Raw genomic sequence first — 23,687 nt, forward strand, 5'->3', positions numbered from 1 at the left:
AAAAAAGGAACGCCAAATTGACGTTCCTTTTTTTATTTTTAAGCTATACTATAGATTATACATTTACTGCATACATCTTTTCGCGTTGCTCTTTAATCTTTTTATCACTCATATATTCATCAAAAGTCATATAACGGTCAATGACACCATTTGGTGTTAACTCTATAATGCGGTTACCTACAGTTTGTGCAAACTCGTGGTCATGTGTTGTTAAAAGTACTGTGCCTTTAAAATTCTTAAGAGAGTTATTAAATGCTGTAATACTTTCTAAATCCAAGTGGTTTGTAGGCTCATCTAGCTGCAAGACATTAGCTCTTGTCATCATCATACGACTTAACATACAACGTACTTTTTCTCCACCAGACAGTACATCTGAGGTTTTAAGCGCTTCTTCTCCACTAAAAATCATTTTCCCAAGAAATCCACGAATATGAACTTCTTCGCGTTCTTCTTCAGTTTGTGCCCATTGACGTAACCAATCAACTAATGTTAATTTGTTGTCAAAATATTCGCTATTGTCTAATGGCAAATAAGATTGTGTTGTAGTGACACCCCAAGCATATTCACCTGAATCTGCTTTTTCTTTTCCATTTAAAATTTGATAAAAAGCAGTTGTAGCTCTTGAATCTTTAGAATAGACAACAACCTTGTCGCCTTTATTTAAGTTAATATCTATATTTCTAAAAAGTGTTTCGCCATCTATACTGGCAGATAAACCTTTTACATTTAGGATTTGGTCTCCGGCTTCACGGTCACGTTCAAAAATAATAGCTGGGTAACGTCGACTAGAACGTCGTATTTCAGCAATATTTAACTTATCAATCATTTTTTTACGACTTGTAGCCTGTTTAGACTTTGCTACGTTTGCCGAGAAACGACGTATAAATTCTTCTAATTCTTTCTTTTTCTCTTCTGCTTTTTTGTTCTGCTGTGCATGCTGTCTCGCCGCTAACTGCGATGACTCGTACCAAAACGTATAATTACCTGAAAAGTGGTTAATCTTCCCGAAATCTATATCCGAAATATGCGTACAAACTGCATCTAAAAAGTGTCTATCGTGAGATACTACAATTACACAATTATCATAATTTGCCAAAAAGTTTTCTAACCAAGAAATTGTTTCGTAATCCAAATCATTGGTAGGCTCATCCATAATAAGCACATCAGGGTTACCAAATAATGCTTGTGCCAAAAGTACACGCACTTTTTGCTTACCATCTAGGTCAGCCATTAATGTATAATGAAAATCTTCTTTGATACCTAAATTAGATAACATTGCTGCTGCATCACTATCGGCATTCCAACCGTTCATTTCTTCAAATTGCACTTGTAACTCGCCAATCTTTTCAGCATTTTCGTCCGTATAATCAGCGTATAATGCATCAATCTCACTTTTTAACTTATATAACGGCTTATTACCTTTTAGGACGGTTTCAAGAACAGTATCCTCGTCATGCTTGTTATGGTTTTGCTCCAAAACAGACATACGCTTTCCTGACTCTAAATGCACATGACCAGAAGTTGGGTCCATTTTTCCCGCTATAATTTTTAAAAACGTAGACTTCCCAGCACCATTGGCACCAATAATTCCATAGCAATTACCATTATTAAAAGTCGTATTTACTTCGTCGAATAATACGCGTTTTCCGAATTGTACTGAAAGATTAGAAACTGATAACATTTATAGGTGTTTTATTTGGCGGCAAAAGTAGAAAATTTAAGTGATTACAGGAAATATATGTCAATGATAGTAACATTTAACTAGGCATTAACAACACAAAACCTATCCAAGGCATATTTTTGTCCATAATGAAGTGCAAAAAGTTACTTTTAATGAAACCCCACATTTTATACCTCACAGCATTACTCTCTTTATTTATGGGATGTAAGAGTACATCTGATAATAATGCAGATACTGCATTCTTTGGTGGTGAGATTATCAATCCAAAAGGTGATAAGGTTATTTTTTACAGTCGTGATGGCAAAATTAGTGATACTCTTAAGCTAGATGGTGATAATAGATTTCAAAAAAAGTTTAATTCTATAGAAACTGGTGTTTACTACTTTAGACACGGAAGCGAGATTCAATTAGTCATTGTAGAGCCTAACGACAGCATCATGATTCGTTTAAACACCTATGATTTTGACGAATCATTAGTATTTACAGGAAACGGCGCTAAAAAGAATAATTACTTACTTAAAACCTACAATCAGAATTATAATAACAATCGTAAACTAGTAAAGCATAGTGATAAGGAACCTGAAGTGTTTTTAGATTTTGTTGACAAAAGACACCAAAGACAACTTACCGATTTTAAAGAGTTTGTAGCAAAAAAGGACATTTCTGATTTTGCAAAGTCCATTATAAAAGCAAATATTGATTACAATAGTTATGCTGATAAAGAAATTTACCCATTTGCATATTATGGTGAAAATAAAATGGTTCACATAAAAGATTTACCAGATAATTTTTATGACTACAGAGCTAATGTAGATTATAACGCTGACCATTTAAGTGAAAATTTTGCTTACAAAAGATATTTATTTTTTCATTTTGATAACATTGCTGTAAACCACTTCTATAGCAATAATGAATTCCACAGTAAATTCAACAGACATGAATTATCGTATAACAAAGCAAAGTTGGACTTGGTTGATAGCTTGGTGCAAAATGAAATCATAAAAAATAATTTACTGAAGTATAAAACTAGAGCTTTTGTAAACAATAGCGATAGTCAAGACGAAATAAACGAAATTATGGCGTCTTATCTTTCAAAAACGACCAATGAGGAAGATATCAAATACATGAATGGTCTTATCGCATCATTAGATAATTTAAAACCAGGAAAAGGTCTTCCAGACATTAAGGTGATTAATGTAAATAACGATGAATATACTATTGCAGATGTTGTAGATAAGCCAACACTGATTTACTTTTGGTCAACAAACACAAAAAAACATTACAAGAATAGTCACTATCGTGTTAAAGAGTTAAAAAGTCAGTTTCCAAAAATGGGATTTATGTCTATAAACATTAATGACAATCCTGATAAATTCTGGAAAGAAACTATATATCAATACAAATTTGATTTAAACAACGAATACCGTTTTAAAAACCCTAAACAAGCATTACAAACACTTGCTGTAAACTATTTATATAAAGTGATAATTGTAGATAATAAAGCTAACATCATTCATCCTAATGTAAACATATTCAGTAAAGATTTTGAAAATACTCTACAGAATATGATACTAAAAAAGGAGCTCGTATTAAAATAGAGCTCCTTTAAATATTAAGGTTTAGATAAACCTAGTTTCCTTTTTTATAATCCGCTAAAAACTTTTCTAAACCAATATCAGTTAATGGATGTTTTAATAATCCTGATATTGAACTTAATGGACCAGTCATAACATCAGCACCTAATTTTGCACAATCAATAACATGCATCGTGTGACGTACTGAAGCTGCTAATATTTCTGTTTCAAAAGCGTAGTTATCATATATATGACGAATCTCTGCAATAAGATTTAACCCATCGGTAGATATATCATCTAAACGTCCAATAAAAGGCGATACATAAGTTGCACCAGCTTTTGCTGCCAATAAGGCTTGACCTGGAGAAAAGACCAATGTAACGTTTGTTTTGATACCTCTGTCAGAAAAATACTTACATGCTTTTACACCGTCTTTAATCATAGGTAATTTCACCACGATTTGATCATGCAGTTCAGCTAAAGCCTCACCTTCTCTAACCATACCATCAAAATCTGTAGCAATTACTTCGGCAGAAACATCGCCATCTACTATATTACAAATATCCACATAGTGCTTCATAATATTGTCGTGCCCAGTAATACCTTCTTTTGCCATAAGAGATGGATTGGTAGTTACACCATCTAAAATACCCATATCTTGGGCTTCTTTTATCTGCTCTAAATTGGCTGTATCAATAAAAAATTTCATGTAATTGTAGTTTGAGTTGTTGTGTTTAATTTCGGGACGAAGTTACGATAATTGGTAACTTTTAATTGAAAATAAAATAAAAGAAATTAACTTTTATTCAACAACTACTAAACTAAAGTCTTTACTGACATCATCAGAACATGTTGGACTAGAGTCAAAATAACCATCTCTAAAGCTTTCGACATAAAGGTATACTCTAAAATTAAAAGTTCCAGTTTCTAATGGTCTTCCAATAAACTCAATACGTCTTGCGAAATAAATTATATCGATACCTTCAGGAATGTCGCCATAAATCTCAAAGAAGTAATCAAAGGCATTGTCATTTGCAGCATTATCAACTTCGGCAGTAATAATCTGAAAATATTCTTCACCCAGAGTTGCACTAGCTATAGTATTTTCGTTGATTTCTGGGTCAATATCAAAAGCACATTCTAGAAACTCCTCACAAGAGGTTAAGACAAAAAAAGATAATAATAAGGGTAAGTAAAGTTTTGATTTCATGATGAAAGATTTTCTCTTTCAATTCACAAAAAACATACCAAAATTTATAAATTGTAGTGATTCATTAATAGTTTTTCGTAAACCTTATCTGGAAGAATTCGTTTTAAAACTATAGAAAACTTCTGCATAAAAGCACCTACTTTGTAATGAATCTTTGGATTATTACTATTAATAATTTTCAAAATAACCTCTGCTACTTCTTTTGGGTTACCGCCAGAATCTACATGTGCATCCATAGTATTTAACGTCTCGCCATATGTCTTTTTATAGGGAGAATTTTCTAAGACTGGCGCATGGTAACGTCCAGCAGCTATATTAGTAGCAAAGTCGCCAGGTGCCAAATTACACATGTGTACATTAAAAGCCTTGAGTTCCATCCTAAAAGCTTCAGTAACTAGTTCTAAAGCGCCTTTACTTGCACTATAAATACCACGGTAAGGCAATCCCATATAACCAGCAATGGATGTGATATTAATAATCAAACCGCTTTTCCTATCTCGCATACTTGGCAAAACTGCTTTGATAACATTTATGGGACCAAAAAGATTGGTTTCGAAGTTTCGTTTTATTTCTTCATCAGGAATTTCCTCAATTGGACCAGTAATTCCTGCACCTGCATTATTGACTAGAACGTCTATCTTTCCCTCTTTATCTAATACCTCGTCAATACAACTAGTAATAGTATTTCCTTCTGTAACATCTAAAGCGACTAACGTAAATTCGCTATTGGTATACTTATCCGGATTTCGGCTTGTACCATAAACTATAAATCCTTTAGTTTTTAAAAACTCACCTATGGATTTTCCAATCCCTGAAGAACCGCCAGTAATTAATACAACTTTAGACATAAGATATTATAATTTTAATGCTGAAAAATACAAATTTCAAAACTATTCAATGTGAAGAAAATATTTCAGTTTTGGGTACAAAAAAAGGCAAGCTACCTACATCACACCGCTACGACCATTTACCTTTGCTTCGTTCCCGACCTGGAGGATTCAACAGGAGCTGGTTGTGTAGGACTTGCCGGCTGCAAAGATACAACCTTTTAATACTTTCACAATATTTTTTTAATCCTATTTTTTATAAATATCTTGCACAAAACTTAATCAATTTTATGTTTAGATTTAAATATTTAGCAGTCATAGTATTAGCAACTATTATAGTAGGCTGCGCTACCGAAAAGCCTAAGCTTACGGTAAAAACTTCAGCAAAGAAAAATATAGCCACTCTTGGACAGACTGTAAAGTTATCACTTTATAACCCTGATGGTGTAAGTGTAAATTCGATAGATTATCAATTAGAAGGAAAAACAATTACCGGAAATTTAAAAGTAAACGGTAAACTTGGCAAACAAGATTTGGTAGCTAAAGTAATTTCTGGAAATGATACAATTATAGCCGAAAGTGATTTGGTCGTCTTAAATAATAGTCGTCCAGACATATACACCTATGAGATTATTAATACATATCCTCATGACCCAACATCTTACACACAAGGTTTAGAATTTTACAAAGGTGAGCTTTATGAAAGTACTGGTCAATTTGGTGAATCCAAACTGAGAAAAGTTGATTATAAAACCGGAGAAGTTTTAAAGAACATAAATCTTAATAGTGGCTACTTTGCAGAAGGGCTTACCATCTTAGACGATAAGATTTACCAACTCACTTGGAAAGCAGATACCGGAATTATATATGACGTTAATACATTCGAAAAATTAGGCATCTTCAGATATGACCTGAGCAAAGAAGGTTGGGGATTATGCAACAATGGTAAGTCTTTGTACAAATCTGATGGTACGGAAAATATCTGGACATTAAATACTACTACTTTTACTGAAGATGATAAAATACAGGCATATACCAACACAGGTAAAATTGGAAGACTAAATGAGCTAGAATGGATTAATGGAAAAATTTATGCCAACATTTACGAAAAAAATGGTGTCGCTATAATAAATCCTCTAAACGGAGCAACAGAAGGTGTTATTGACTTTACACCATTGACTAAGTTAATTGCAAATTTTTCGGCTAATGATAATGTTCTTAATGGTATTGCCTACAATTCTGAAACTGAAACAGTTTTTGTAACTGGAAAACGTTGGGATAAACTATTTGAAGTTAAGATTGTAAAAAAATAAACATTGCAAATCTTTAAAAAAGAAATTAAGGTCGTTCAAGACGATTTAGACCAACTTAATCACGTTAACAATGTACGCTATGTCCAATGGATTCAGGATATAGCTGAAGCACATTGGCTTAAAAATGCATCACAAAACATATTAGATAATTATTATTGGGTACTGGTAAAGCATACTATCAATTACAAAGGGCAAGCCTTTTTAGGAGATACAGTTTTAATCAAAACCTTTGTAGAATCTTCAAAAGGCGTTAGCTCTATTAGAAAAGTAGAAATGCATAATCAAAACTCAGAAAAACTAATTATTACTTCTGAAACTAAATGGTGTTTAATAGATAAAAAAAATAATCGTCCTACTCGTATTACCTCTGAAATAGCAGAGATGTTTAATTAACGTTTCATTAGGTTAAAATTTATCAAAATCAGTTTTCTGACTAAAAATAATAAACGTACTTGCACATTAGCTAACCCATCAAGAATGTTCAAAAAACTATTTTCTTTTCTCCTTTTAGTATTATCTATATTCTCATTCTCACAAGAAATTAATGGTATTGTCTATGATGCAGAAGCTAGAGTTAAAGGTGTTAAAGTATTAAACATTACCAAAAAAATACTCACGGCTACAAATGACGAAGGTATATTTACTCTGAAAGCAAATGTAAATGACACACTTACATTTCAATCAGTTTTTTACAAACCCATTATGGTAATTGTTAAACCAGATTATTTTGAAGGCACTTATGTTTTTGAACTTCAAAAAATCATTAATGAGCTAGATGCGGTTAATATCAAAGACAAACCAAAAGAAAAACTCTTTGGAGAAAAAGCATTTAATGCAAACTTAAAAGAAGTCATTGCCACAGATAAAAAAAAAGAACCTCAAAAATATAATGCTACTCCTAAATATGGTTTAGACTTTATTCAGGTCGCCAAACTAATTGGCAAACTCTTTAAAAAGAAAAAGAAAGAAATACCTAATACTTTAAAATATAATCAATACAAACTTCTTTTTGCTGAAAACAATTTTTTCACTAAAAAAATGCTTGTTAATGATTTAAAAATCCACGAAAAATACCATTCGCTTTTTTATGAATTTTTAGAAGAGAAGGCGATTCCAGAAACTAAGCTCAGTTACAATATGCGTCTTCAACTTCTTGATGAATTTACACTTTACAGTCAAGAGTTTTTGATAATCGTAGAAATGGCTGAGGAAAAAGTAAAAGATTAATCATTCTTTTCTGTCACTATACTAAATCATAATTTGAAAAGTTATATTTTTAACCAGAAATAACATTTTCACTATATGAAGCGATTGCTATACTTCTTTATTTGTTTTGGAGTTCTAATTTTTTGGAGTTCTTGTCGTAACGATTTCGAATTCACACCAAGTACAGGAAACTTAGAATTTGCGAGAGACACAGTGTATTTAGATACCGTTTTTAATAATATTGGCTCCAGCACATACAACCTAAAAGTTTACAATCGCAGTGATGAAGATATTGTAATTCCGACGATTCAGTTAGAACGCGGAACCGCTTCTTTTTACAGAATGAATGTCGATGGTGGTACTGGCAACGAAGGCACACCACAAGAAGGTAAGTTTTTTGAAAACGTAGAATTATTGGCTAAAGACAGTCTTTTTATTTTTATTGAAACAACAATAGACATTGCTACTTTACCAACTTTGGATACAGAGTTTTTATATACCGATAGAATTTTATTTGATGGTGGAACCAATCAACAAGATGTCGATTTAGTAACCTTAGTTAAAGATGCGGTATTTATTTATCCGGATTTTCAAGGAAACACCACCATGTTCGAGAATCTAAATTTTGATGTCGATGGAGACGGAATTGTTGACGAAACATCGCTTCCTGGACGCTTTTTAACCAATTCAGAATTAACATTTACTAATGAAAAACCCTACGTTATTTATGGTTATGCTGCTACGCCTGAAGGCGAAACCCTAACAATGGAAGCTGGTGCACGTGTACATTTTCATGCGGATTCTGGGATTTTAATTACTAATAACTCTACCCTAACTATTAATGGTGCTTCTAGTAGTGACCAAGAACTTTTAGAAAACGAAGTAATTCTTGAAGGTGATAGATTAGAACCAATCTTTGAAGACGTCCCAGGACAATGGGGAACAGTTTATTTATTCAATGGAAGTGTCAGTAACACTATAAACCATGCTACTATAAAGAATGCTACTATTGGTGTTTTAGCAGAAGGTAATGACGATGCACCAACTGATAAACTAACCATTACAAATTCTCAGATTTACAATACAAGTTCGTTTGGCCTTTTGGGAAGAGCAACTTCAATATCGGCAGAAAATGTTGTGATTAATAACTCTGGACAATCCTCTTTTGCTGGAACTGTAGGCGGAAAATATAATTTTACACACTGCACTATTGCTAACTATTGGAATAACAGTTTTAGACAGTTTCCAGCAGTTTTACTAAACGATTTTACACAAATAGACGAAACTACAATTGGAACAAATCCATTGATAGAAGCCAATTTTAATAACTGTATTATCTACGGAAATGATAATCCAGAATTTATCTTAGACCAACAAGGTGATGATTTTAGTTTTAAGTTTACTAACTGCTTATTACGTTTCGATAACAGTAATTTAGAAGGTACAACCAATTACGTGTTTAGTGATATGACTTTCTATGATAGTAACATTTTCAACGCAGACCCTGATTTTAAAGCACCATTTGATAACTTAATGCAAATCGGTGAAGATTCTGGAGCAAATGGTATAGGAAGCACGATTTTCTCTACACAAGTGCCATTTGATTTATTAAATACATCTCGTTCTGCTTCTCCAGATGCTGGTGCTTTTGAGAGTGTTATTTTTGATGATTAATATGATTAACAAACCTTTTGTTAAGTTAAACGATTCTGATTGGTCGATAATAATTAATGAAATAAATCGTCTTTTTCAAACTGAAATTTTATTTCCAACAGAAGAAGTTATCGTTTCATTTTTTGTAAATGTTCTTAATAATAAAGATGAATTCCAACTTTTAAAAACTGAAGAAATTCCTGAAAAAATAGAAATTATATATTCGCCTTCAGATGCTGTGATGTCATGGTTAAGAGCTTCAGCAGATAGTGAAACTCATAACTATGAAGCCTTAAAAAACGAACCCGAAATAGATTTAGATAGTTATTCATTTTATATTGGAGATGAACTAGCCCAAAAAGTATTTGATAATCTTCAAGTTGACTATTCTGAAGAGTTTGAAGACGAAGTTGAAGATGCTTATGACTTTTGGGATGATAAATTTGAATTGGAAGTGAATTTTGCGAAAAAATGTTGGCAAAAAGCACTTACTAAAACTAATAAATCAGTCATTGGTGTTTTTGTCGCAGGTGATAGCAGTAATGAAGAGATAATTCTAAATAACTAAATAGAAAAGCCTTTCCAAATTGGAAAGGCTTTTTATATATCAAAGAAATATAATTATCCTTTAAACAATGGACGTCCACTCATCAAAGCATTTACTTTAGTTGCAACAGCTTCTAAAGTTGCTTCATCTTCGTAGTTATTAATCACCTCATCTATTAAATCAACTACAAAAGCCATATCATCTTCTTTTAAACCACGAGTGGTTATTGCTGGTGTACCAACTCTAATTCCTGAAGTCACAAATGGAGATTCTGTATCAAAAGGTACCATATTTTTATTCACGGTAATATCTGCTTTTACAAGTGCTTGCTCAGCAGCTTTACCTGTAATATCTTTATTTCTTAAATCAATAAGCATCATGTGGTTGTCAGTACCACCTGAAATTAAATGGTAGTCTTTAGCTACAAATGCTTTTGCCATAGCATCTGCATTTGCTTTTACTTGTAACATATAATGTAAAAAATCATCCGCTAAAGCTTCGCCAAAGGCGATTGCTTTTGCACCAATTACATGCATTAATGGACCACCTTGATTTCCTGGAAAAATACCAGAATCTAAAAGACCTGACATTTTACGTAGATTTCCATTTTTCAATTTTAACCCAAATGGGTTTTCAAAATTTTCGCCCATCATTATTAATCCACCACGAGGTCCACGTAACGTTTTATGTGTGGTTGTTGTCACGATATGGCAATGTGGCATTGGGTCGCTTAAAATACCTTTGGCAATTAAACCAGATGGATGAGAGATATCTGCTAATAACAAAGCACCTACATTATCGGCAACTTCTCTAAACTTAGCAAAATCTATATCTCGAGAGTATGCAGATGCGCCAGCAATAATCATTTTTGGCTTTTCTTTTTCAGCTTGGTCCGATAACATATCGTAATCTATATAACCTGTATCTTTTTTTACACCGTAAAATGTAGGGTTGTATAAACGTCCCGAAAAATTAACAGGAGAACCGTGCGTTAAATGGCCGCCATGAGACAAATCAAAACCCAAAATAGTATCTCCAGGTTTTAAACAAGCATGATATACAGCTGTGTTTGCCTGACTCCCAGAATGTGGTTGCACATTGGCATATGCGGCACCAAACAAAGATTTTGCGCGGTCAATAGCGATTGTTTCGACCTCGTCGACCACTTCGCAACCACCATAGTAGCGCTTACCTGGATAACCTTCGGCATATTTATTTGTCAAAACCGAACCTTGCGCCTCCATAACCTGTGGACTTGCAAAATTTTCAGATGCAATAAGTTCTATTCCATCGATTTGACGTTCTTTTTCAGCTTCAATTAATTCAAAAATTTGTTCGTCGCGTTGCATATGCTTTAAAATGGTGTTAAATGAGCATCAAAAATACGAATTACATTAGTTTTAATTTGAAAAATCATGTAGATTTGAAAGTAAATAATGAACAATTAATCAACATAAGTAATATGCCGCTATCAGCCAACAATCCAAACAGAACATCATGGTTATACGTTAATAAATATTCTGATTTTCCAATTCAGAATATACCTTTTGGCGTGTTTTTGACCAAAGACGATATTATTACTATCGGAACTCGAATTGGTGATACTGCTATTGACTTAGGTGCTTTACATCAGTTGGGTTATTTTGATGGCATTCCTTTGACAGATGATATTTTTCTTCAAGATTCCTTAAATGATTTTATTGCAGATGGCCGTAAAACATGGAGAGCTGTTAGAAACAGGATTGCTGAAATATTTGACAAAAACAACGACACGTTAAAAAACCACACAGCACATAAAGAAATTATATGCTTCCGCTTGGACGAAATAGAAATGAAAATGCCTGTGCTGGTTGGCGATTATACAGATTTCTATGCTAGTAAAGAGCATGCAACAAATGTTGGTACAATGTTTAGAGGTGCCGAAAACGCATTAATGCCAAATTGGTTACATATGCCAGTTGGTTACCATGGTAGAAGTTCTTCAATAATTACGACTCATACTCCAATACATAGACCTCAAGGACAAACACTTCCTGAAGGTGCAGACAAACCTGTATTTGGGCCAAGTAAATTAGTGGATTTTGAATTAGAAATGGCATTTATAACAACGGATGCTAATGACTTAGGAGAACCAATTCCTATCGAAGAAGCTGAAGAGTATATCTTCGGTCTAGTAGTTTTTAACGACTGGTCTGCAAGAGATATCCAAAAATGGGAATACGTACCTTTAGGTCCTTTTCTAGGGAAAAATTTCGCGTCTTCTATGTCGCCATGGATTGTAACTTTAGATGCTTTAGAACCATTTAGAGTTGAAAGTCCTAAACAAGATCCAAAACCACTGTCTTACTTAAGAACAAAAGGAAAGCACAGCTTTGATATTAAATTAGAAGCTGGTATCATCCCAAAAGATGGAAAAGAGACTACTGTATGTAAATCCAATTTTAAATACATGTATTGGAATATGGCACAACAATTAGCGCATCACACGATAAATGGTTGTCCTGTAAATTCTGGAGACATGATGGGTAGCGGTACTATTTCTGGACCTACAGAAGATTCATATGGTTCCATGTTGGAATTATCTTGGAAGGGTACCAAACCTCTTAAGATGAAGGATGGCACTGAACGAAAATTTATAAATGATTACGATACTGTTGTTATGCGTGGTTACTGCGAAAATGATGATGTTCGTATTGGTTTTGGTCAAGTAAAAACACAATTATTACCAGTTTTTAACCCTAAGAAAAATAAATAATAAGACACAAATACAACAAAAAAGCTCAGTTTTATCTGGGCTTTTTTATGTTTGGCACGCCTATTGGAATCTACTATTGAAACCTTAAAACCTACGATTATGAAAAAAATTACAATTTTACTCGTATTAGTTGCATTCGTCGTTTCGTGCGGATCGAAGAAAAAGGTGGAACGTGCCTTAACTTCTGGTAACTACAACAAAGCCATATCAAAAGCAGTTAAACAATTACAAAATAATAAAGATGCTAAACGAAAGCAAGATTATATTTTGTTACTTAAAGATGCCTACGACAAAGCTAATGATAGAGATATCGAAGCCATTACCGGGCTAAAAACGTCAAAAAACCCTGAGTTTTATAGACGTATTTACGAAACCTACAATGCTTTAGCTAACAGACAAAATGCTGTAAAACCATTATTACCATTAAGTGTAAATGGACGTGAAGTATTTTTTAAACAGAAAGATTATACAAATGAAATAGTTAAAGCCCGTGAAAATGTTTCTGATTTCTATTACGAAAAAGGAATAGCGCTTCTAGAAGGCGATGACAAATTTCAAATAAGAAATGCCTACAATACTCTGGCATATATCGAAGATATAAATCCAAATTACGAAAAAACACGTGAGCTCATGCAAGAAGCTCATGAGCGCGGAACAGCACATGTTATTGTAGACATAGAAAATCAGACGAGACAAATCATACCAAGACGCTTAGAAGATGCCCTACTCGATTTTGACACATATGGTTTAAATCAATTTTGGACGCAATATCATGCTGATGAAAATGAAGACATGAATTATGATTATGCCATGCAATTACAATTAGCACGCATTAATATTTCGCCAGAGCAAGTTCGTGAGCGCGAAGTTGTCCGTCAGCAACGCGTCAAAGATGGTTGGCAATACAGATTAGATGCTAATGGTAATGTCGCTAAAGATAGTCTTGGCAATGATATTAAAGAAGATAAAATCATCACCGTTAGGGCTAGAGTTTTTGAAACAGAACAATTTAAACAAGCAGAAGTTTTAGCCAATGTGGTTTTTACAGATTTAAAAGCTCAAGAAACTATAGAGCAATTTAACATAAATAGTGGATTTGTTTTTGAGCATTTTTATGCCACTTTTAGAGGTGATAGACGTGCACTCAATAACGATGACAGAAACTTGATTAGAAATCGTCCAATACCATTTCCAACAAATGAACAGATGATTTTTGATTCTGGTGAAGACCTAAAGCTAAAGCTGAAGGATATTATTTCAGATTATAAGTTATAACGAATATAAAAAATGAAGCCTCGATATATAGGGGCTTTTTTATGACTAATCTATAAATTACTTTATTTTCACATTATAATCTTATTTATAAATGAAACTCGTATTCGCCACCAACAACCTCAATAAATTAAAAGAGGTTCAAGTATTAGTTCCTGACCATATTCAATTATTAAGTTTAGCAGATATTGGTTGTGCAGAAGACATACCCGAAACGCAACCAACAATTGAAGGCAATGCCATCCAAAAAGCAGAATACTTGGTCAAAAACTATGGATACAATTGTTTTGCAGACGATACAGGTTTAGAAGTCGAAGTCCTTAATGGAGAGCCAGGCGTTTATTCGGCGCGATATGCAGGACCAAAACGCAATTCTGATGATAACATGGAAAAACTTCTGCAAAATTTAAAAGATAAATCAAACCGAAAGGCTCAGTTTAAAACAGTAATTGCATTACATCTTAATGGCGTATTAAAAACCTTTACAGGCATTTGTAAAGGAGAAATTACTAAAGAAAAAAATGGCGAAAAAGGGTTTGGTTACGACCCTATTTTTAAGGCCGAAGGTTACAATGAAACATTCGCACAAATTTCATTAGAAGAAAAAAATAAGATTGGACATCGAGGAAAGGCTGTACAAGAGCTAATTCAATTTCTGAATACTTTATAAAATCAAATCTAATATAAATGGAACTCATTAAAGTCATATTTTTTGCCATCGGTACGTTTTTTGGTGTTGATAACAGTATTGTAATGGCCGAAAAGACAAACGTCAGTATAGATACCAAAACGCAAACCATTACTATAAATCAAAATAATCTGTTTACTATAATACGTAATGAGCAAGATAGCATCAAAGTAGCAGAACAACTTTACCGAATTAGCAATCAAGCCACAGAAGAAGAGCGTTACCAATGGCGAGAAGAATTTAATGACTACAAATTAAAAACTCTCGATATAACAACTAACAAAGAGAAAAAACAATTAGATATTAGTATTAAACTAAAATACAATACATCAAAAGACCTAAAAGTTTTTGCAATAGACTATGTCGAAGCCGAAAACAGTTATGCCATAATAAATATCGAATCTTGGAATATCGATACTGACAAAGGCGAACTAAAAGGTAATTATTGGTACTTTAAAGACGATATTTCTTTTAGCATGTCTCCAGCTGCAACAATGCCTGAACAATACAAGCCTCTAAAAAAAGACTTGTATACCTTTTGGAAAATGATAAAACCATAATTGTGTTGTTTATAAAACGTCAACAACTCTATTGTATATCATATTGATTTCTAGATTTTAAAATCCTAACTTAGCTTAACTTCTGATATAAATCATTAAAAACGGATTCATATCATGATATTTAAGCGTAACTCCAAAATCTCGATAAAAACAAAGTTAAATAAAAGTGTATCTTTGCACGCTGAAAGTCAGAGAACTGATTTTCTGATAATTCCTCAGAGTGAGGATGTGTTACAAGGAGAATTTAGAATAAGTATGTCGATTCGCTTCTTATGTAACACTACATAATACAATCGAATACTTATACAAAAGAATGAGCACATTCCAAGAACTCGGTCTTGACCAAGACCTATTGAATGCTATTAACGACATGGGTTTTGTAACTCCAAGTGAAGTTCAGGCACAAGCAATACCATTATTATTAAAAGAAGAACGCGATTTAGTTGCATTGGCACAAACCGGTACTGGTAAAACAGCGGCATTTGGTTTTCCTATGCTTCAAAAAATCGATGTAGAGAGTCGTACAACCCAAGGTCTAATCTTATCACCAACACGTGAGCTTTGTTTACAAATCACAAACGAGCTTAAGCAATACGGTAAATATTGTAAAGGGCTTAATGTAACTGCTATTTATGGTGGTGCGAGTATTACAGACCAAGCACGCCAAGTAAAGCGTGGCGCACAAATTATTGTGGCAACTCCTGGTCGTATGAAAGATATGATTAGCCGTAAACTCGTAGATATTTCTAAAATACAATACAGTGTTTTAGATGAAGCCGATGAGATGCTTAACATGGGTTTTTACGAAGATATTACAGATATCTTATCGCACACACCAGACGATAAAAGCACGTGGTTATTTTCTGCAACAATGCCTAAAGAAGTGGCTACGATTGCAAAAAAATTCATGTACGATCCGTTAGAAATTACTGTTGGTAATAAAAACGAAAGTACAAGTAACGTATCGCATGAGTATTATTTAGTAAATGCTCGTGACCGTTACAACGCACTAAAACGTTTGGCAGACGCTAATCCAGATATATTTTCTGTTATTTTCTGTCGTACAAAACGCGACACACAAAAAGTAGCCGAAAACTTAATCGAAAGTGGTTATAGCGCTGGTGCATTGCATGGAGATTTAAGCCAGAATCAACGTGATTTGGTGATGAAATCTTTCCGTAACAAACAAATACAAATGTTGGTAGCAACAGATGTTGCCGCCCGTGGTATCGATGTAGACAACATTACACACGTTATCAATTACCAATTACCAGACGAAATCGAAACCTATACACACCGTTCTGGTAGAACTGGTCGTGCAGGAAACACTGGAGTTTCTATGGTCATTGTTTCAAAAAGTGAATTACGTAAGATAAAAAGTATCGAGCGTATCATTAAGAAACAGTTTGAAAAGAAAGATATCCCTAGCGGAACAGAAATTACCGAAGTACAGTTAATGTCTTTGGCTAATAAAATACATAATACCGAAACTGGAGACGAGATTGACAAGTACCTTGAAAGTATAAATGAATTATTTGTAGATACGTCTAAGGAAGATTTGATTAAGAAATTTTTCTCAGTAGAATTTAACCGTTTCCATAACTACTACCAAAAATCGAAGGACTTAGGTGTTGTAGATTCTCGTGGTGGTGAAGGTAGAGATTACGGTAAATCATCAAACGACACACGTTACTTTATCAATGTTGGACGTAAAGATGGTTTTGACTGGATGAAATTGAAAGATTTCTTAAAAGAAAAACTAGAATTAGGTCGTGATGATGTCTTTAAGGTAGACGTAAAAGAAAGCTTTTCGTTCTTTAATACTGAAAAAGAAACTCAAGAAAAAGTATTGGCTTTCTTCACAGATTTTAAACACGAAGGTCGTTTTGTAAACGTTGAAGTGTCAGAAAACAGAGGCGGCGGACGTGGACGCAATCGCAGTGGCGGTGGAAGACGAAGAGATGGCGGTAGTGGCGGCGGACGTAGACGTTCAGATGATAGACGTAGCGAAAGACGCTCTAGCGATAGAGGTGACAGAAAACCAAGACGTTCAGATGATTCTGCTAACAGAGGCGACAGACGTAGCAGACGTTCTAACGATGATAAACCAAGAGGAAGACGCTCAGAAAACTCTAACTCTAGCTATTCTGGTTCGGACAGACCAAGACGTTCTCGAAGAAGAGATTAATAATATAATTAAAAGCTCAGAATTTTATTCTGGGCTTTTTTAGTGCTTAAAAAAAATACTAAATCAGACTTACCCAGTAAGATTGGTGTTAATATTACGTCAAATTGAATAGTCCAATTCGCCTAACTGCGTTTTGTTTACTACCTTTACGCTGTAAGAAAAAGTCATGAAGCATTACTTACTTTTATTACTTTGTTTTGTATCCATTAGTATTTATGGACAAGACACAGAATCTTCTAATGAGCCTACACGAGTGCAAGCTACAATAATAAGTAGTACTACTAAAGCACCACTTGTAGATGCCAATATCGTTAACCTAAACCAAGTCATTGGAACCACGACAGACGACAACGGTATGTTTGAGATTAGAGCAAAAGTTAATGATACGCTTCACTTATCGTATTTAGGTTACAAATCCATAAAAGTTCGAGTTACTAATGATTGGATTAAATTTGGTAATACAGAAATTGAAATGACAGATTTGGCATTAGCTCTTGAAGAAGTTGTAGTAAATCAGTTAAAACTTACCGGTTATTTAGAAGTTGATTTAAAACAAATCCCGATTAGGTCAAATAACCGATACAGAATTTCTGGTATACCAAATCAAGGTTATGAAGGCGGACAAACTAATGTGGTTAACAAAGTTTTAGGTGCCATATTTAATCCAGCAGACTTCTTATATAAGATGTTTGGTAAAAAACCAAACCAAATGCGTAAGCTGAAGGAAATGAAGAAAGATGATGAAATTAGAAATCAGCTTTCTAAACGTTTTGACCGTGAGATGTTGACCGTTTTACTTCAAGTTGATAAATATGACTTAGATGAAATCGTCAATCAATGTAACTACTCTCGTGATTTTATTCGCACAGCAAATGACCTTCAGGTTCTAGATGCTATTAGCGAATGTTATGAGGAATATAAGGTCCTTAACAGAAATAACGAGAGAAAACGTAATAAGCGTAAAACTGCACCTTGATTTATTAATTCCACTACGTAGATTTAAAACGCTCTACAATAGCATTATAATCCTTAATAGTTTTCTTTATCCAATCAAAGCGCTTTTCAATAAGTTCTTTTTCGGAAAGTTGCCATTTTACATTAGATTTTCTCAATTGAGCTGTCACGTGCTGTAGAATTATAGCTGCAGAAACAGAAATATTTAAACTCTCCGTAAAACCAACCATTGGTATTTTTAAAAAGCAATCCGCATTTGCTTTAACATAGTCAGATAGGCCTTCTGTTTCACGTCCAAAGAAAAAGCAAGATTTTTTAGAAATATCAAAATCAATTAAATCACAATCGTTTACATGTGGTGTCGTAGCAACAATCTGATAGCCTTGGTGTTTTAAGTCATCGATGCAAGTTTTTACACTACCATAACGCCTTAAATCAACCCATTTTTGGGCACCCATAGCAATTTCTCTATCTATATCTTTCGAGTTGGCTTCTTCAATGACATTTAACTCTTGAATACCAAAAACATCACAAGACCTCATCACTGCACTTGTATTATGTAGTTGGTACACGTCTTCAGTTGCGACAGTAAAATGTTTGGTACGTTGCTGTAAAACAGTTTCGAAACGTTTTAAACGATTTTCAGTAAGATAACCTTCAAGATGTTTTAGAAGTTTTAAATCATTCATAACCCAAAAATATAAAAATAGATGATTGTAAGATTCGCTATTTTTGATTTATGAAAAAACATATTGTTGTATTAACTGGTGCAGGCATAAGTGCAGAAAGCGGTATAAAAACTTTTAGAGATGCAGATGGACTTTGGGAAGGTCATGATGTGATGGAGGTCGCTTCACCTCAAGGGTTTTGTAATAATCCTGAATTAGTTTTAGATTTTTACAATCAACGTCGAAGACAATTAAAAGAAGTAACTCCAAATGCGGCACATATCTCTTTAGTTGAATTAGAAGAAGAATACAAAGTATCGATAGTCACTCAAAATGTAGATGACCTTCACGAACGTGCTGGAAGTACAAATGTATTACATCTTCATGGCGAATTAAGAAAAATAAGAAGTACTGGAAATCCACAAGATATTAGAAACTGGGAAGAAGACATAAATCTCGGAGATAAATGTACTAATGGATACCAGCTAAGACCTCATATTGTTTGGTTTGGTGAAGATGTACCTATGATTGAAAAAGCAGTAGAAATCTGTGAAACAGCAGATATCTTAGTTATTATAGGTACTAGTATGCAAGTTTACCCAGCTGCAAGTTTGATGAATTTTGTTGACTCTAATATCCCGATATATTATGTAGACCCAAACCCTGCTGTAATACACAATTCTAAAATAACTGTGATTCAAAAACCAGCAACATCAGGAATGCTAGAACTTAATAAACTATTAAAAGATTAAGTAAACAATAATTACAACTAAAACAAAGACAACCCTAATCATCATCAGAGAGCTTAAAAAAATCATTTACAGGCTTACTGAAAATTGCAGATAATTTAAGTGCTAAAACTGTTGAAGGTACATATCTATTAGCTTCAATAGAATTTATAGTTTGTCTTGACACTCCAATTTTTTTTGCTAAATCATCCTGTGTAAGACTCAAGATAGCACGTTCTACTTTTATTGTATTCTTCATTATCTGTAGCGTTTTAATGTGTGATAGAATCCTAACTGAATTAAAAGCATAAAACTAAGCAGTTGAAAATCTCCTAGCTCTTTGTAAGACTCACCACCAGAATGTACAATATTGGAAACTCCAAACTCAATATATGGCATTATAATAGCATATAACACACCAAGAATAAATGCTATCGCATAAGATTGTGCTCTTAGAGCAACAATCATTTCATCATCTTCTCTATCTCTAGCTAACGAAATACATAACAGACCAATAATAAAGATAGTTCTACCGATACTCCTAATTAATTCTGCCTGTTCTGGGAATTGTTTTCTTACAAAAAACAACGTAAAAGCGGTAATCAATAAAATTACACCTATCCATTTAAAGGATGTTGGCAATCTAAAATCTAACAATTTTTTTATGCGATTACGTTCGCATTCTACAAAACTCTTCTTATTCATAATTGACAAATTTATTTTATATTTAGTAAAAATAATTTTACTTAATGACAAATATACTTTACATTTTTGAAATTTACAAATTCACCTTCATTTTATACATATTTAATGTTTTACATATCTTAAATTAAAATTGTTATTTTACAGCAAATAATTAATAAAATGAAAAATATTTTCTTTTTTGTACTCCTTAGTTGTTTCTATTTGGGTGCTAATGCACAAACAGAAATAACCGATGCAAATGCAGAATCAAAACTGCTTAATAATAACAATAGACTTATACTTGTAGATTTTTATGCTACTTGGTGTGGGCCATGTAAACGTATGGCGCCAATAATTAAAGAGCTTGAAAGCGAATATCCAAATGTCGATTTTTACAAAATCGATGTAGATAAAAATCAAGTAGATGACGCTTTGGGTGTTTCTGCTATGCCAACCTATGTTTTTATAAAAAACAGTTCTAATCTTGAACAGATTGAAGGTGCAATGAGTAAAGCAAAAATGAAATCACTTTTAGACAAACACTTAAGCAGTGGTTCTACAATTATTACTGCTTATGATGCTACAGCAAAACATGGGAACTCCGATGAATATAGTCAAGCTACTCTAGATGTAATTTGGAACTCCTCTTCAAGACTAAATTCGTTAGCATGGCATACTTACGAAGAACACGGAGATGTTGACTCTCTATTGAAAGCTATCAAAATTGTAGAACGTTCAATTGATTTAGAAGCTACTTATTACAATGTAGATACACACGCTGCTTTGTTATACAAAACTGGTAATTATACAAAAGCTTTAAAGAAAGCCAAAGAAGCTATTGAAATTGCAAAGCAGGAAGGATTGTCATATACCACAACATCAGAGTTAATAGATAGTATTATTGATAAACTGTAGAGCTACTTATTCTTTTCTTCAATCCACTTACTCATGTATTTGGTACTCTGAAGATAGTGGTGCATCAACAATTGTCCAGTGAAGTTTTGTTGACGGTGTGTAACTAGATTTTTAAATAAGTAGGCAATTTTTTCTGCAAAATCAGATGTAAAATTAGAAACATTAAAACGTTGGTTTATAATATTAAAACCAGCGTTTTGTTTTTTATTCCATTTGTTCTTGTCCTGGTATAAGTCTATGGATTTTTGTGCAAACCTACTTGGAGAATCATCAACTAAACCAGCTACTTCATAATTGCCAAACATACCTTCAGCAGCAATAGAAGACATTACACTAGGTGTTCCGTTTTTCATAGCGTCTATAAGCTTTCCTTTTAAACCTGCACCATATCGTAAAGGAGCTAGACAAACTCTCGCACTTTGCATGGTGGCATTGACGTCCTCGGCAAACCCTTTGATTATAAAACCTTCTTTCTTGTTATTAAGCTGAGAGACTTTTTGCGATTCATAAGCGCCATACAAGTGCATTTCTGCTTCTGGTAATTGCTTCTTAATTAAAGGCCAAATATTTTGTTTTAAATGTAATACAGCATCAAAATTTGGCGGATGTAAAAAATTACCAATGGTTATGAAATGCTGACGCTTTTCAAATTCTGGTAATATTTCTATTTCAATTCCTGAAATGGGCTCTTGTAAAAAGGGTAAGTAACATAAAAGATTATTATCTACTTTGAGTTGTTTTGTCAAAATTTCTATTTCAACTTCAGAAATGATTAAACTTAAGTCACTACGGTAAATGCTAGCAATTTCACGTTTAGTGGTATCGTTTTGCAAATATTTTAATGAAAAATCCTCATGATTCTTTATAGCTTCTCCTCTACCTTTCCGTAATCCATGAAAGTCTTCTGTATCAAGAATTCGAATTGTATTTGGGCAATGCTCGGCTACACGCCAACCAAATTGTTCTTCGGTCATAAAGCGGTCAAATACTACGACATCTGGTTCTAAATCTTTTACAAATTCATCAAAAGAAGCATTATTTAATTCAATTTTAGTGATTTTTACACCTATTGAATTTAAATCAAATGCCTTATCACTATCATTAGCAGTAGTGGCAAATGTTATAGCATAACCTTGTTTTTGAAACAAGCGGATAAGTTGTAACATACGACTACCTGCTGCTGAACTTTTAGGTTCGGGCAATACAAAGCCAATAATTAAAAGGTTGCTATGAGACATAACAACCTTTTAATTGAAAATAATATTCTGTTGGAGAATAAGAATCCATTTTTTAGATTTTTATTTATCCTTTAAATAAACAAAACGTTCTAGACGTTTCAACTCTTTATCGTCAACGTATTTTCCAATTTCTTTTCTAAACTGAGTCAAACTGTTGTATGGTCTGTATTCTTCAAACTCATGTGCCATTTTATTTCCAACTCCTGGTAATGCATTGATATCAGCTTCAGAAGCTGTATTTAATTCCACTGGTACAAAGACATAATTCAAATAGCGCTCTACCTCAGTTTTGTCAACATATTTACCAATTTCTCTTTTAAATTGTTTTACGCTAGTATACGGTCTATATTCTTCAAACTCATGCGCCATTTTTTTACCAACACCAGGAATAATTTTAAAATCAGCTTCTGCAGTTGTATTTAAATTAAATGGAACGAATAGTTTTTTATAAAGCGCTTCTTTATTTTCAATTTTAAAAATAGCATCTAAATCATTCATGCTAACAAATGGTCTATTTTCTAAAATCTGAGAGACCATTTCTGAAGGTAATTCTAAGCTATTTAAATCTGCTTCGGTTGCTAGATTTGCATTTAAGACTGTGCTTGCTTTAGTTGTAGTTTCTTCAGTTTTATTTTGAGATGTTTTCGTTGTTGTTTCTACAACTTCACTCTTTTCCTGTTGTTCTTTTGTTTCGTTTTTACACGAAAAAAAGCTTGTGGCTGTTAATGCGAATACGAGTACTAATTTTGTTATATTTTTCATTGTTTTTGATTTATAAGTATTAAATATGAATATCCAATTAATGCTAAAACTATCATACTAAATGGGGCTAGTGTTGGTAATGCACCAGAAAAACTCTCAATAATTAAATCCCAATTACTAGCGGTTGGTGTCATTTCAACCTCAAACTCATAATTGGCATGTAAATGTAAATAACCTCCATAAATACCACCGAGTGCTGTCATTAATAATAGTAGTTTAAATGTACCTTTAATGATGCTTGTCCTTTTAAAATATAGAAGAATC

Annotated in this window: 25 protein-coding genes and 1 other RNA gene; 14 read left to right on the forward strand and 12 right to left on the reverse strand. The window is 33.3% G+C overall.

Annotation, left to right across the window (positions count from 1 at the left end; genetic code table 11):
- Positions 1 to 55: 55 nt before the first annotated feature.
- The gene (locus BTO05_RS03960; RefSeq protein ID WP_087491413.1) at positions 56 to 1,681 is read right to left on the reverse strand and encodes an ABC-F family ATP-binding cassette domain-containing protein; all 1,626 of its coding nucleotides are present in this window, start codon (positions 1,679 to 1,681) and stop codon (positions 56 to 58) included.
- A 152-nt stretch (positions 1,682 to 1,833) separates the two neighbouring features.
- On the opposite strand from BTO05_RS03960, the gene BTO05_RS03965 reads away from it, so the two are divergent.
- A complete protein-coding gene (locus BTO05_RS03965; RefSeq protein ID WP_157662532.1) occupies positions 1,834 to 3,279 on the forward strand; it encodes a TlpA family protein disulfide reductase in 1,446 nt (481 codons plus the stop codon).
- A gap of 31 nt (positions 3,280 to 3,310) precedes the next feature.
- Here BTO05_RS03965 and fsa read toward each other — a convergent pair whose 3' ends face one another.
- The 4 genes from fsa to ffs all read right to left on the reverse strand — a co-directional run bounded on the left by fsa (position 3,311) and on the right by ffs (position 5,494).
- On the reverse strand, positions 3,311 to 3,964 hold the full coding sequence (gene fsa, locus BTO05_RS03970; RefSeq protein WP_087491415.1) for a fructose-6-phosphate aldolase: 654 nt from the start codon (positions 3,962 to 3,964) through the stop codon (positions 3,311 to 3,313).
- Between the two features lie 93 nt (positions 3,965 to 4,057).
- Positions 4,058 to 4,465, reverse strand: a complete 408-nt coding sequence (locus tag BTO05_RS03975; protein ID WP_087491416.1) for a hypothetical protein — start codon at positions 4,463 to 4,465, stop codon at positions 4,058 to 4,060.
- 44 nt (positions 4,466 to 4,509) lie between these two features.
- Complete coding sequence (locus BTO05_RS03980) at positions 4,510 to 5,313, reverse strand: SDR family oxidoreductase (protein WP_087491417.1); 804 nt, start codon at positions 5,311 to 5,313, stop codon at positions 4,510 to 4,512.
- A gap of 82 nt (positions 5,314 to 5,395) precedes the next feature.
- Positions 5,396 to 5,494, reverse strand: an RNA gene (gene ffs, locus BTO05_RS03985) — signal recognition particle sRNA small type.
- An 88-nt stretch (positions 5,495 to 5,582) separates the two neighbouring features.
- Here ffs and BTO05_RS03990 point away from each other — a divergent pair.
- From BTO05_RS03990 to BTO05_RS04010, 5 genes are all read left to right on the forward strand, one after another.
- On the forward strand, positions 5,583 to 6,605 hold the full coding sequence (locus BTO05_RS03990) for a glutaminyl-peptide cyclotransferase (RefSeq protein ID WP_087491418.1): 1,023 nt from the start codon (positions 5,583 to 5,585) through the stop codon (positions 6,603 to 6,605).
- A gap of 3 nt (positions 6,606 to 6,608) precedes the next feature.
- Positions 6,609 to 6,998, forward strand: a complete 390-nt coding sequence (locus BTO05_RS03995) for an acyl-CoA thioesterase (protein WP_087491419.1) — start codon at positions 6,609 to 6,611, stop codon at positions 6,996 to 6,998.
- An 84-nt stretch (positions 6,999 to 7,082) separates the two neighbouring features.
- Positions 7,083 to 7,832, forward strand: coding sequence for a hypothetical protein (locus BTO05_RS04000; RefSeq protein WP_087491420.1), 750 nt, complete (start codon positions 7,083 to 7,085; stop codon positions 7,830 to 7,832).
- Between the two features lie 75 nt (positions 7,833 to 7,907).
- Positions 7,908 to 9,485, forward strand: a complete 1,578-nt coding sequence (locus BTO05_RS04005) for a hypothetical protein (RefSeq protein WP_087491421.1) — start codon at positions 7,908 to 7,910, stop codon at positions 9,483 to 9,485.
- 1 nt (position 9,486) lies between these two features.
- Positions 9,487 to 10,032, forward strand: a complete 546-nt coding sequence (locus BTO05_RS04010; protein WP_157662533.1) for a hypothetical protein — start codon at positions 9,487 to 9,489, stop codon at positions 10,030 to 10,032.
- 53 nt (positions 10,033 to 10,085) lie between these two features.
- Here the strand turns inward: BTO05_RS04010 and glyA are convergent, their stop codons facing one another.
- Positions 10,086 to 11,360, reverse strand: coding sequence for a serine hydroxymethyltransferase (glyA, locus tag BTO05_RS04015; protein ID WP_087491423.1), 1,275 nt, complete (start codon positions 11,358 to 11,360; stop codon positions 10,086 to 10,088).
- Between the two features lie 113 nt (positions 11,361 to 11,473).
- Here glyA and fahA point away from each other — a divergent pair, with 113 nt between their 5' ends.
- From fahA to BTO05_RS04045, 6 genes are all read left to right on the forward strand, one after another.
- Complete coding sequence (gene fahA, locus BTO05_RS04020; protein ID WP_087493281.1) at positions 11,474 to 12,766, forward strand: fumarylacetoacetase; 1,293 nt, start codon at positions 11,474 to 11,476, stop codon at positions 12,764 to 12,766.
- A gap of 99 nt (positions 12,767 to 12,865) precedes the next feature.
- On the forward strand, positions 12,866 to 14,041 hold the full coding sequence (locus tag BTO05_RS04025) for a hypothetical protein (RefSeq protein ID WP_232459774.1): 1,176 nt from the start codon (positions 12,866 to 12,868) through the stop codon (positions 14,039 to 14,041).
- Between the two features lie 91 nt (positions 14,042 to 14,132).
- Complete coding sequence (locus tag BTO05_RS04030) at positions 14,133 to 14,708, forward strand: non-canonical purine NTP diphosphatase (RefSeq protein ID WP_087491425.1); 576 nt, start codon at positions 14,133 to 14,135, stop codon at positions 14,706 to 14,708.
- Between the two features lie 17 nt (positions 14,709 to 14,725).
- On the forward strand, positions 14,726 to 15,286 hold the full coding sequence (locus BTO05_RS04035) for a hypothetical protein (protein ID WP_087491426.1): 561 nt from the start codon (positions 14,726 to 14,728) through the stop codon (positions 15,284 to 15,286).
- Between the two features lie 313 nt (positions 15,287 to 15,599).
- Positions 15,600 to 17,474, forward strand: a complete 1,875-nt coding sequence (locus tag BTO05_RS04040; protein WP_087491427.1) for a DEAD/DEAH box helicase — start codon at positions 15,600 to 15,602, stop codon at positions 17,472 to 17,474.
- 166 nt (positions 17,475 to 17,640) lie between these two features.
- Entirely contained in the window at positions 17,641 to 18,450 is an 810-nt protein-coding gene (locus tag BTO05_RS04045; protein ID WP_087491428.1) for a carboxypeptidase-like regulatory domain-containing protein, read from the forward strand.
- A 13-nt stretch (positions 18,451 to 18,463) separates the two neighbouring features.
- Here BTO05_RS04045 and BTO05_RS04050 read toward each other — a convergent pair whose 3' ends face one another.
- Positions 18,464 to 19,117, reverse strand: a complete 654-nt coding sequence (locus BTO05_RS04050) for a TrmH family RNA methyltransferase (protein ID WP_087491429.1) — start codon at positions 19,115 to 19,117, stop codon at positions 18,464 to 18,466.
- A gap of 50 nt (positions 19,118 to 19,167) precedes the next feature.
- Between BTO05_RS04050 and BTO05_RS04055 the strand changes: the two genes are divergently transcribed.
- Complete coding sequence (locus tag BTO05_RS04055; protein ID WP_087491430.1) at positions 19,168 to 19,848, forward strand: SIR2 family NAD-dependent protein deacylase; 681 nt, start codon at positions 19,168 to 19,170, stop codon at positions 19,846 to 19,848.
- Positions 19,849 to 19,882: 34 nt separating this feature from the next.
- On the opposite strand, the gene BTO05_RS04060 is transcribed toward BTO05_RS04055, so the two are convergent.
- Both BTO05_RS04060 and BTO05_RS04065 read right to left on the reverse strand, forming a co-directional pair.
- The gene (locus BTO05_RS04060) at positions 19,883 to 20,083 is read right to left on the reverse strand and encodes a helix-turn-helix transcriptional regulator (protein ID WP_087491431.1); all 201 of its coding nucleotides are present in this window, start codon (positions 20,081 to 20,083) and stop codon (positions 19,883 to 19,885) included.
- Positions 20,083 to 20,529 (reverse strand): hypothetical protein, encoded by a 447-nt coding sequence (locus BTO05_RS04065; RefSeq protein ID WP_087491432.1) that lies wholly within the window; start codon positions 20,527 to 20,529, stop codon positions 20,083 to 20,085. Before BTO05_RS04065 ends, BTO05_RS04060 begins: the two co-directional genes overlap by 1 nt.
- 159 nt (positions 20,530 to 20,688) lie before the next feature.
- Here BTO05_RS04065 and BTO05_RS04070 point away from each other — a divergent pair, with 159 nt between their 5' ends.
- Complete coding sequence (locus tag BTO05_RS04070) at positions 20,689 to 21,423, forward strand: thioredoxin family protein (protein WP_087491433.1); 735 nt, start codon at positions 20,689 to 20,691, stop codon at positions 21,421 to 21,423.
- A 2-nt stretch (positions 21,424 to 21,425) separates the two neighbouring features.
- On the opposite strand, the gene BTO05_RS04075 is transcribed toward BTO05_RS04070, so the two are convergent.
- The 3 genes from BTO05_RS04075 to BTO05_RS04085 are packed head-to-tail and all read right to left on the reverse strand — an operon-like array spanning position 21,426 to position 23,626.
- Positions 21,426 to 22,661 (reverse strand): glycosyltransferase family 4 protein, encoded by a 1,236-nt coding sequence (locus tag BTO05_RS04075; RefSeq protein ID WP_087491434.1) that lies wholly within the window; start codon positions 22,659 to 22,661, stop codon positions 21,426 to 21,428.
- 60 nt (positions 22,662 to 22,721) lie between these two features.
- Entirely contained in the window at positions 22,722 to 23,423 is a 702-nt protein-coding gene (locus BTO05_RS04080) for a helix-hairpin-helix domain-containing protein (protein ID WP_087491435.1), read from the reverse strand.
- Positions 23,420 to 23,626, reverse strand: a complete 207-nt coding sequence (locus BTO05_RS04085) for a hypothetical protein (RefSeq protein WP_087491436.1) — start codon at positions 23,624 to 23,626, stop codon at positions 23,420 to 23,422. The genes BTO05_RS04080 and BTO05_RS04085 overlap by 4 nt, the downstream gene beginning before the upstream one ends.
- Positions 23,627 to 23,687 lie beyond the last annotated feature (61 nt).

The sequence above is a fragment of the Winogradskyella sp. PC-19 genome (genome assembly GCF_002163855.1).
Lineage (GTDB): Bacteria > Bacteroidota > Bacteroidia > Flavobacteriales > Flavobacteriaceae > Winogradskyella.

Excerpts from the sequence above, each read along its gene's own strand:
- BTO05_RS04055 (WP_087491430.1), top strand. The coding sequence starts at position 19,168 with ATGAAAAAACATATTGTTGTATTAACTGGTGCAGGCATAAGTGCAGAA.
- BTO05_RS04080 (WP_087491435.1), bottom strand. The coding sequence starts at position 23,423 with ATGAAAAATATAACAAAATTAGTACTCGTATTCGCATTAACAGCCACA.
- fahA (WP_087493281.1), top strand. The coding sequence starts at position 11,474 with ATGCCGCTATCAGCCAACAATCCAAACAGAACATCATGGTTATACGTT.
- glyA (WP_087491423.1), bottom strand. The coding sequence starts at position 11,360 with ATGCAACGCGACGAACAAATTTTTGAATTAATTGAAGCTGAAAAAGAA.
- BTO05_RS04060 (WP_087491431.1), bottom strand. The coding sequence starts at position 20,083 with ATGAAGAATACAATAAAAGTAGAACGTGCTATCTTGAGTCTTACACAG.
- BTO05_RS04075 (WP_087491434.1), bottom strand. The coding sequence starts at position 22,661 with ATGTCTCATAGCAACCTTTTAATTATTGGCTTTGTATTGCCCGAACCT.
- fsa (WP_087491415.1), bottom strand. The coding sequence starts at position 3,964 with ATGAAATTTTTTATTGATACAGCCAATTTAGAGCAGATAAAAGAAGCC.
- BTO05_RS04030 (WP_087491425.1), top strand. The coding sequence starts at position 14,133 with ATGAAACTCGTATTCGCCACCAACAACCTCAATAAATTAAAAGAGGTT.
- BTO05_RS04040 (WP_087491427.1), top strand. The coding sequence starts at position 15,600 with ATGAGCACATTCCAAGAACTCGGTCTTGACCAAGACCTATTGAATGCT.
- BTO05_RS04050 (WP_087491429.1), bottom strand. The coding sequence starts at position 19,117 with ATGAATGATTTAAAACTTCTAAAACATCTTGAAGGTTATCTTACTGAA.
- BTO05_RS04000 (WP_087491420.1), top strand. The coding sequence starts at position 7,083 with ATGTTCAAAAAACTATTTTCTTTTCTCCTTTTAGTATTATCTATATTC.
- BTO05_RS04035 (WP_087491426.1), top strand. The coding sequence starts at position 14,726 with ATGGAACTCATTAAAGTCATATTTTTTGCCATCGGTACGTTTTTTGGT.
- BTO05_RS04010 (WP_157662533.1), top strand. The coding sequence starts at position 9,487 with ATGATTAACAAACCTTTTGTTAAGTTAAACGATTCTGATTGGTCGATA.
- BTO05_RS03975 (WP_087491416.1), bottom strand. The coding sequence starts at position 4,465 with ATGAAATCAAAACTTTACTTACCCTTATTATTATCTTTTTTTGTCTTA.
- BTO05_RS04045 (WP_087491428.1), top strand. The coding sequence starts at position 17,641 with ATGAAGCATTACTTACTTTTATTACTTTGTTTTGTATCCATTAGTATT.
- BTO05_RS03960 (WP_087491413.1), bottom strand. The coding sequence starts at position 1,681 with ATGTTATCAGTTTCTAATCTTTCAGTACAATTCGGAAAACGCGTATTA.
- BTO05_RS03990 (WP_087491418.1), top strand. The coding sequence starts at position 5,583 with ATGTTTAGATTTAAATATTTAGCAGTCATAGTATTAGCAACTATTATA.
- BTO05_RS03980 (WP_087491417.1), bottom strand. The coding sequence starts at position 5,313 with ATGTCTAAAGTTGTATTAATTACTGGCGGTTCTTCAGGGATTGGAAAA.
- BTO05_RS04065 (WP_087491432.1), bottom strand. The coding sequence starts at position 20,529 with ATGAATAAGAAGAGTTTTGTAGAATGCGAACGTAATCGCATAAAAAAA.
- BTO05_RS03965 (WP_157662532.1), top strand. The coding sequence starts at position 1,834 with ATGAAACCCCACATTTTATACCTCACAGCATTACTCTCTTTATTTATG.
- BTO05_RS04025 (WP_232459774.1), top strand. The coding sequence starts at position 12,866 with ATGAAAAAAATTACAATTTTACTCGTATTAGTTGCATTCGTCGTTTCG.
- BTO05_RS04085 (WP_087491436.1), bottom strand. The coding sequence starts at position 23,626 with ATGACAGCACTCGGTGGTATTTATGGAGGTTATTTACATTTACATGCC.
- BTO05_RS04005 (WP_087491421.1), top strand. The coding sequence starts at position 7,908 with ATGAAGCGATTGCTATACTTCTTTATTTGTTTTGGAGTTCTAATTTTT.
- BTO05_RS04070 (WP_087491433.1), top strand. The coding sequence starts at position 20,689 with ATGAAAAATATTTTCTTTTTTGTACTCCTTAGTTGTTTCTATTTGGGT.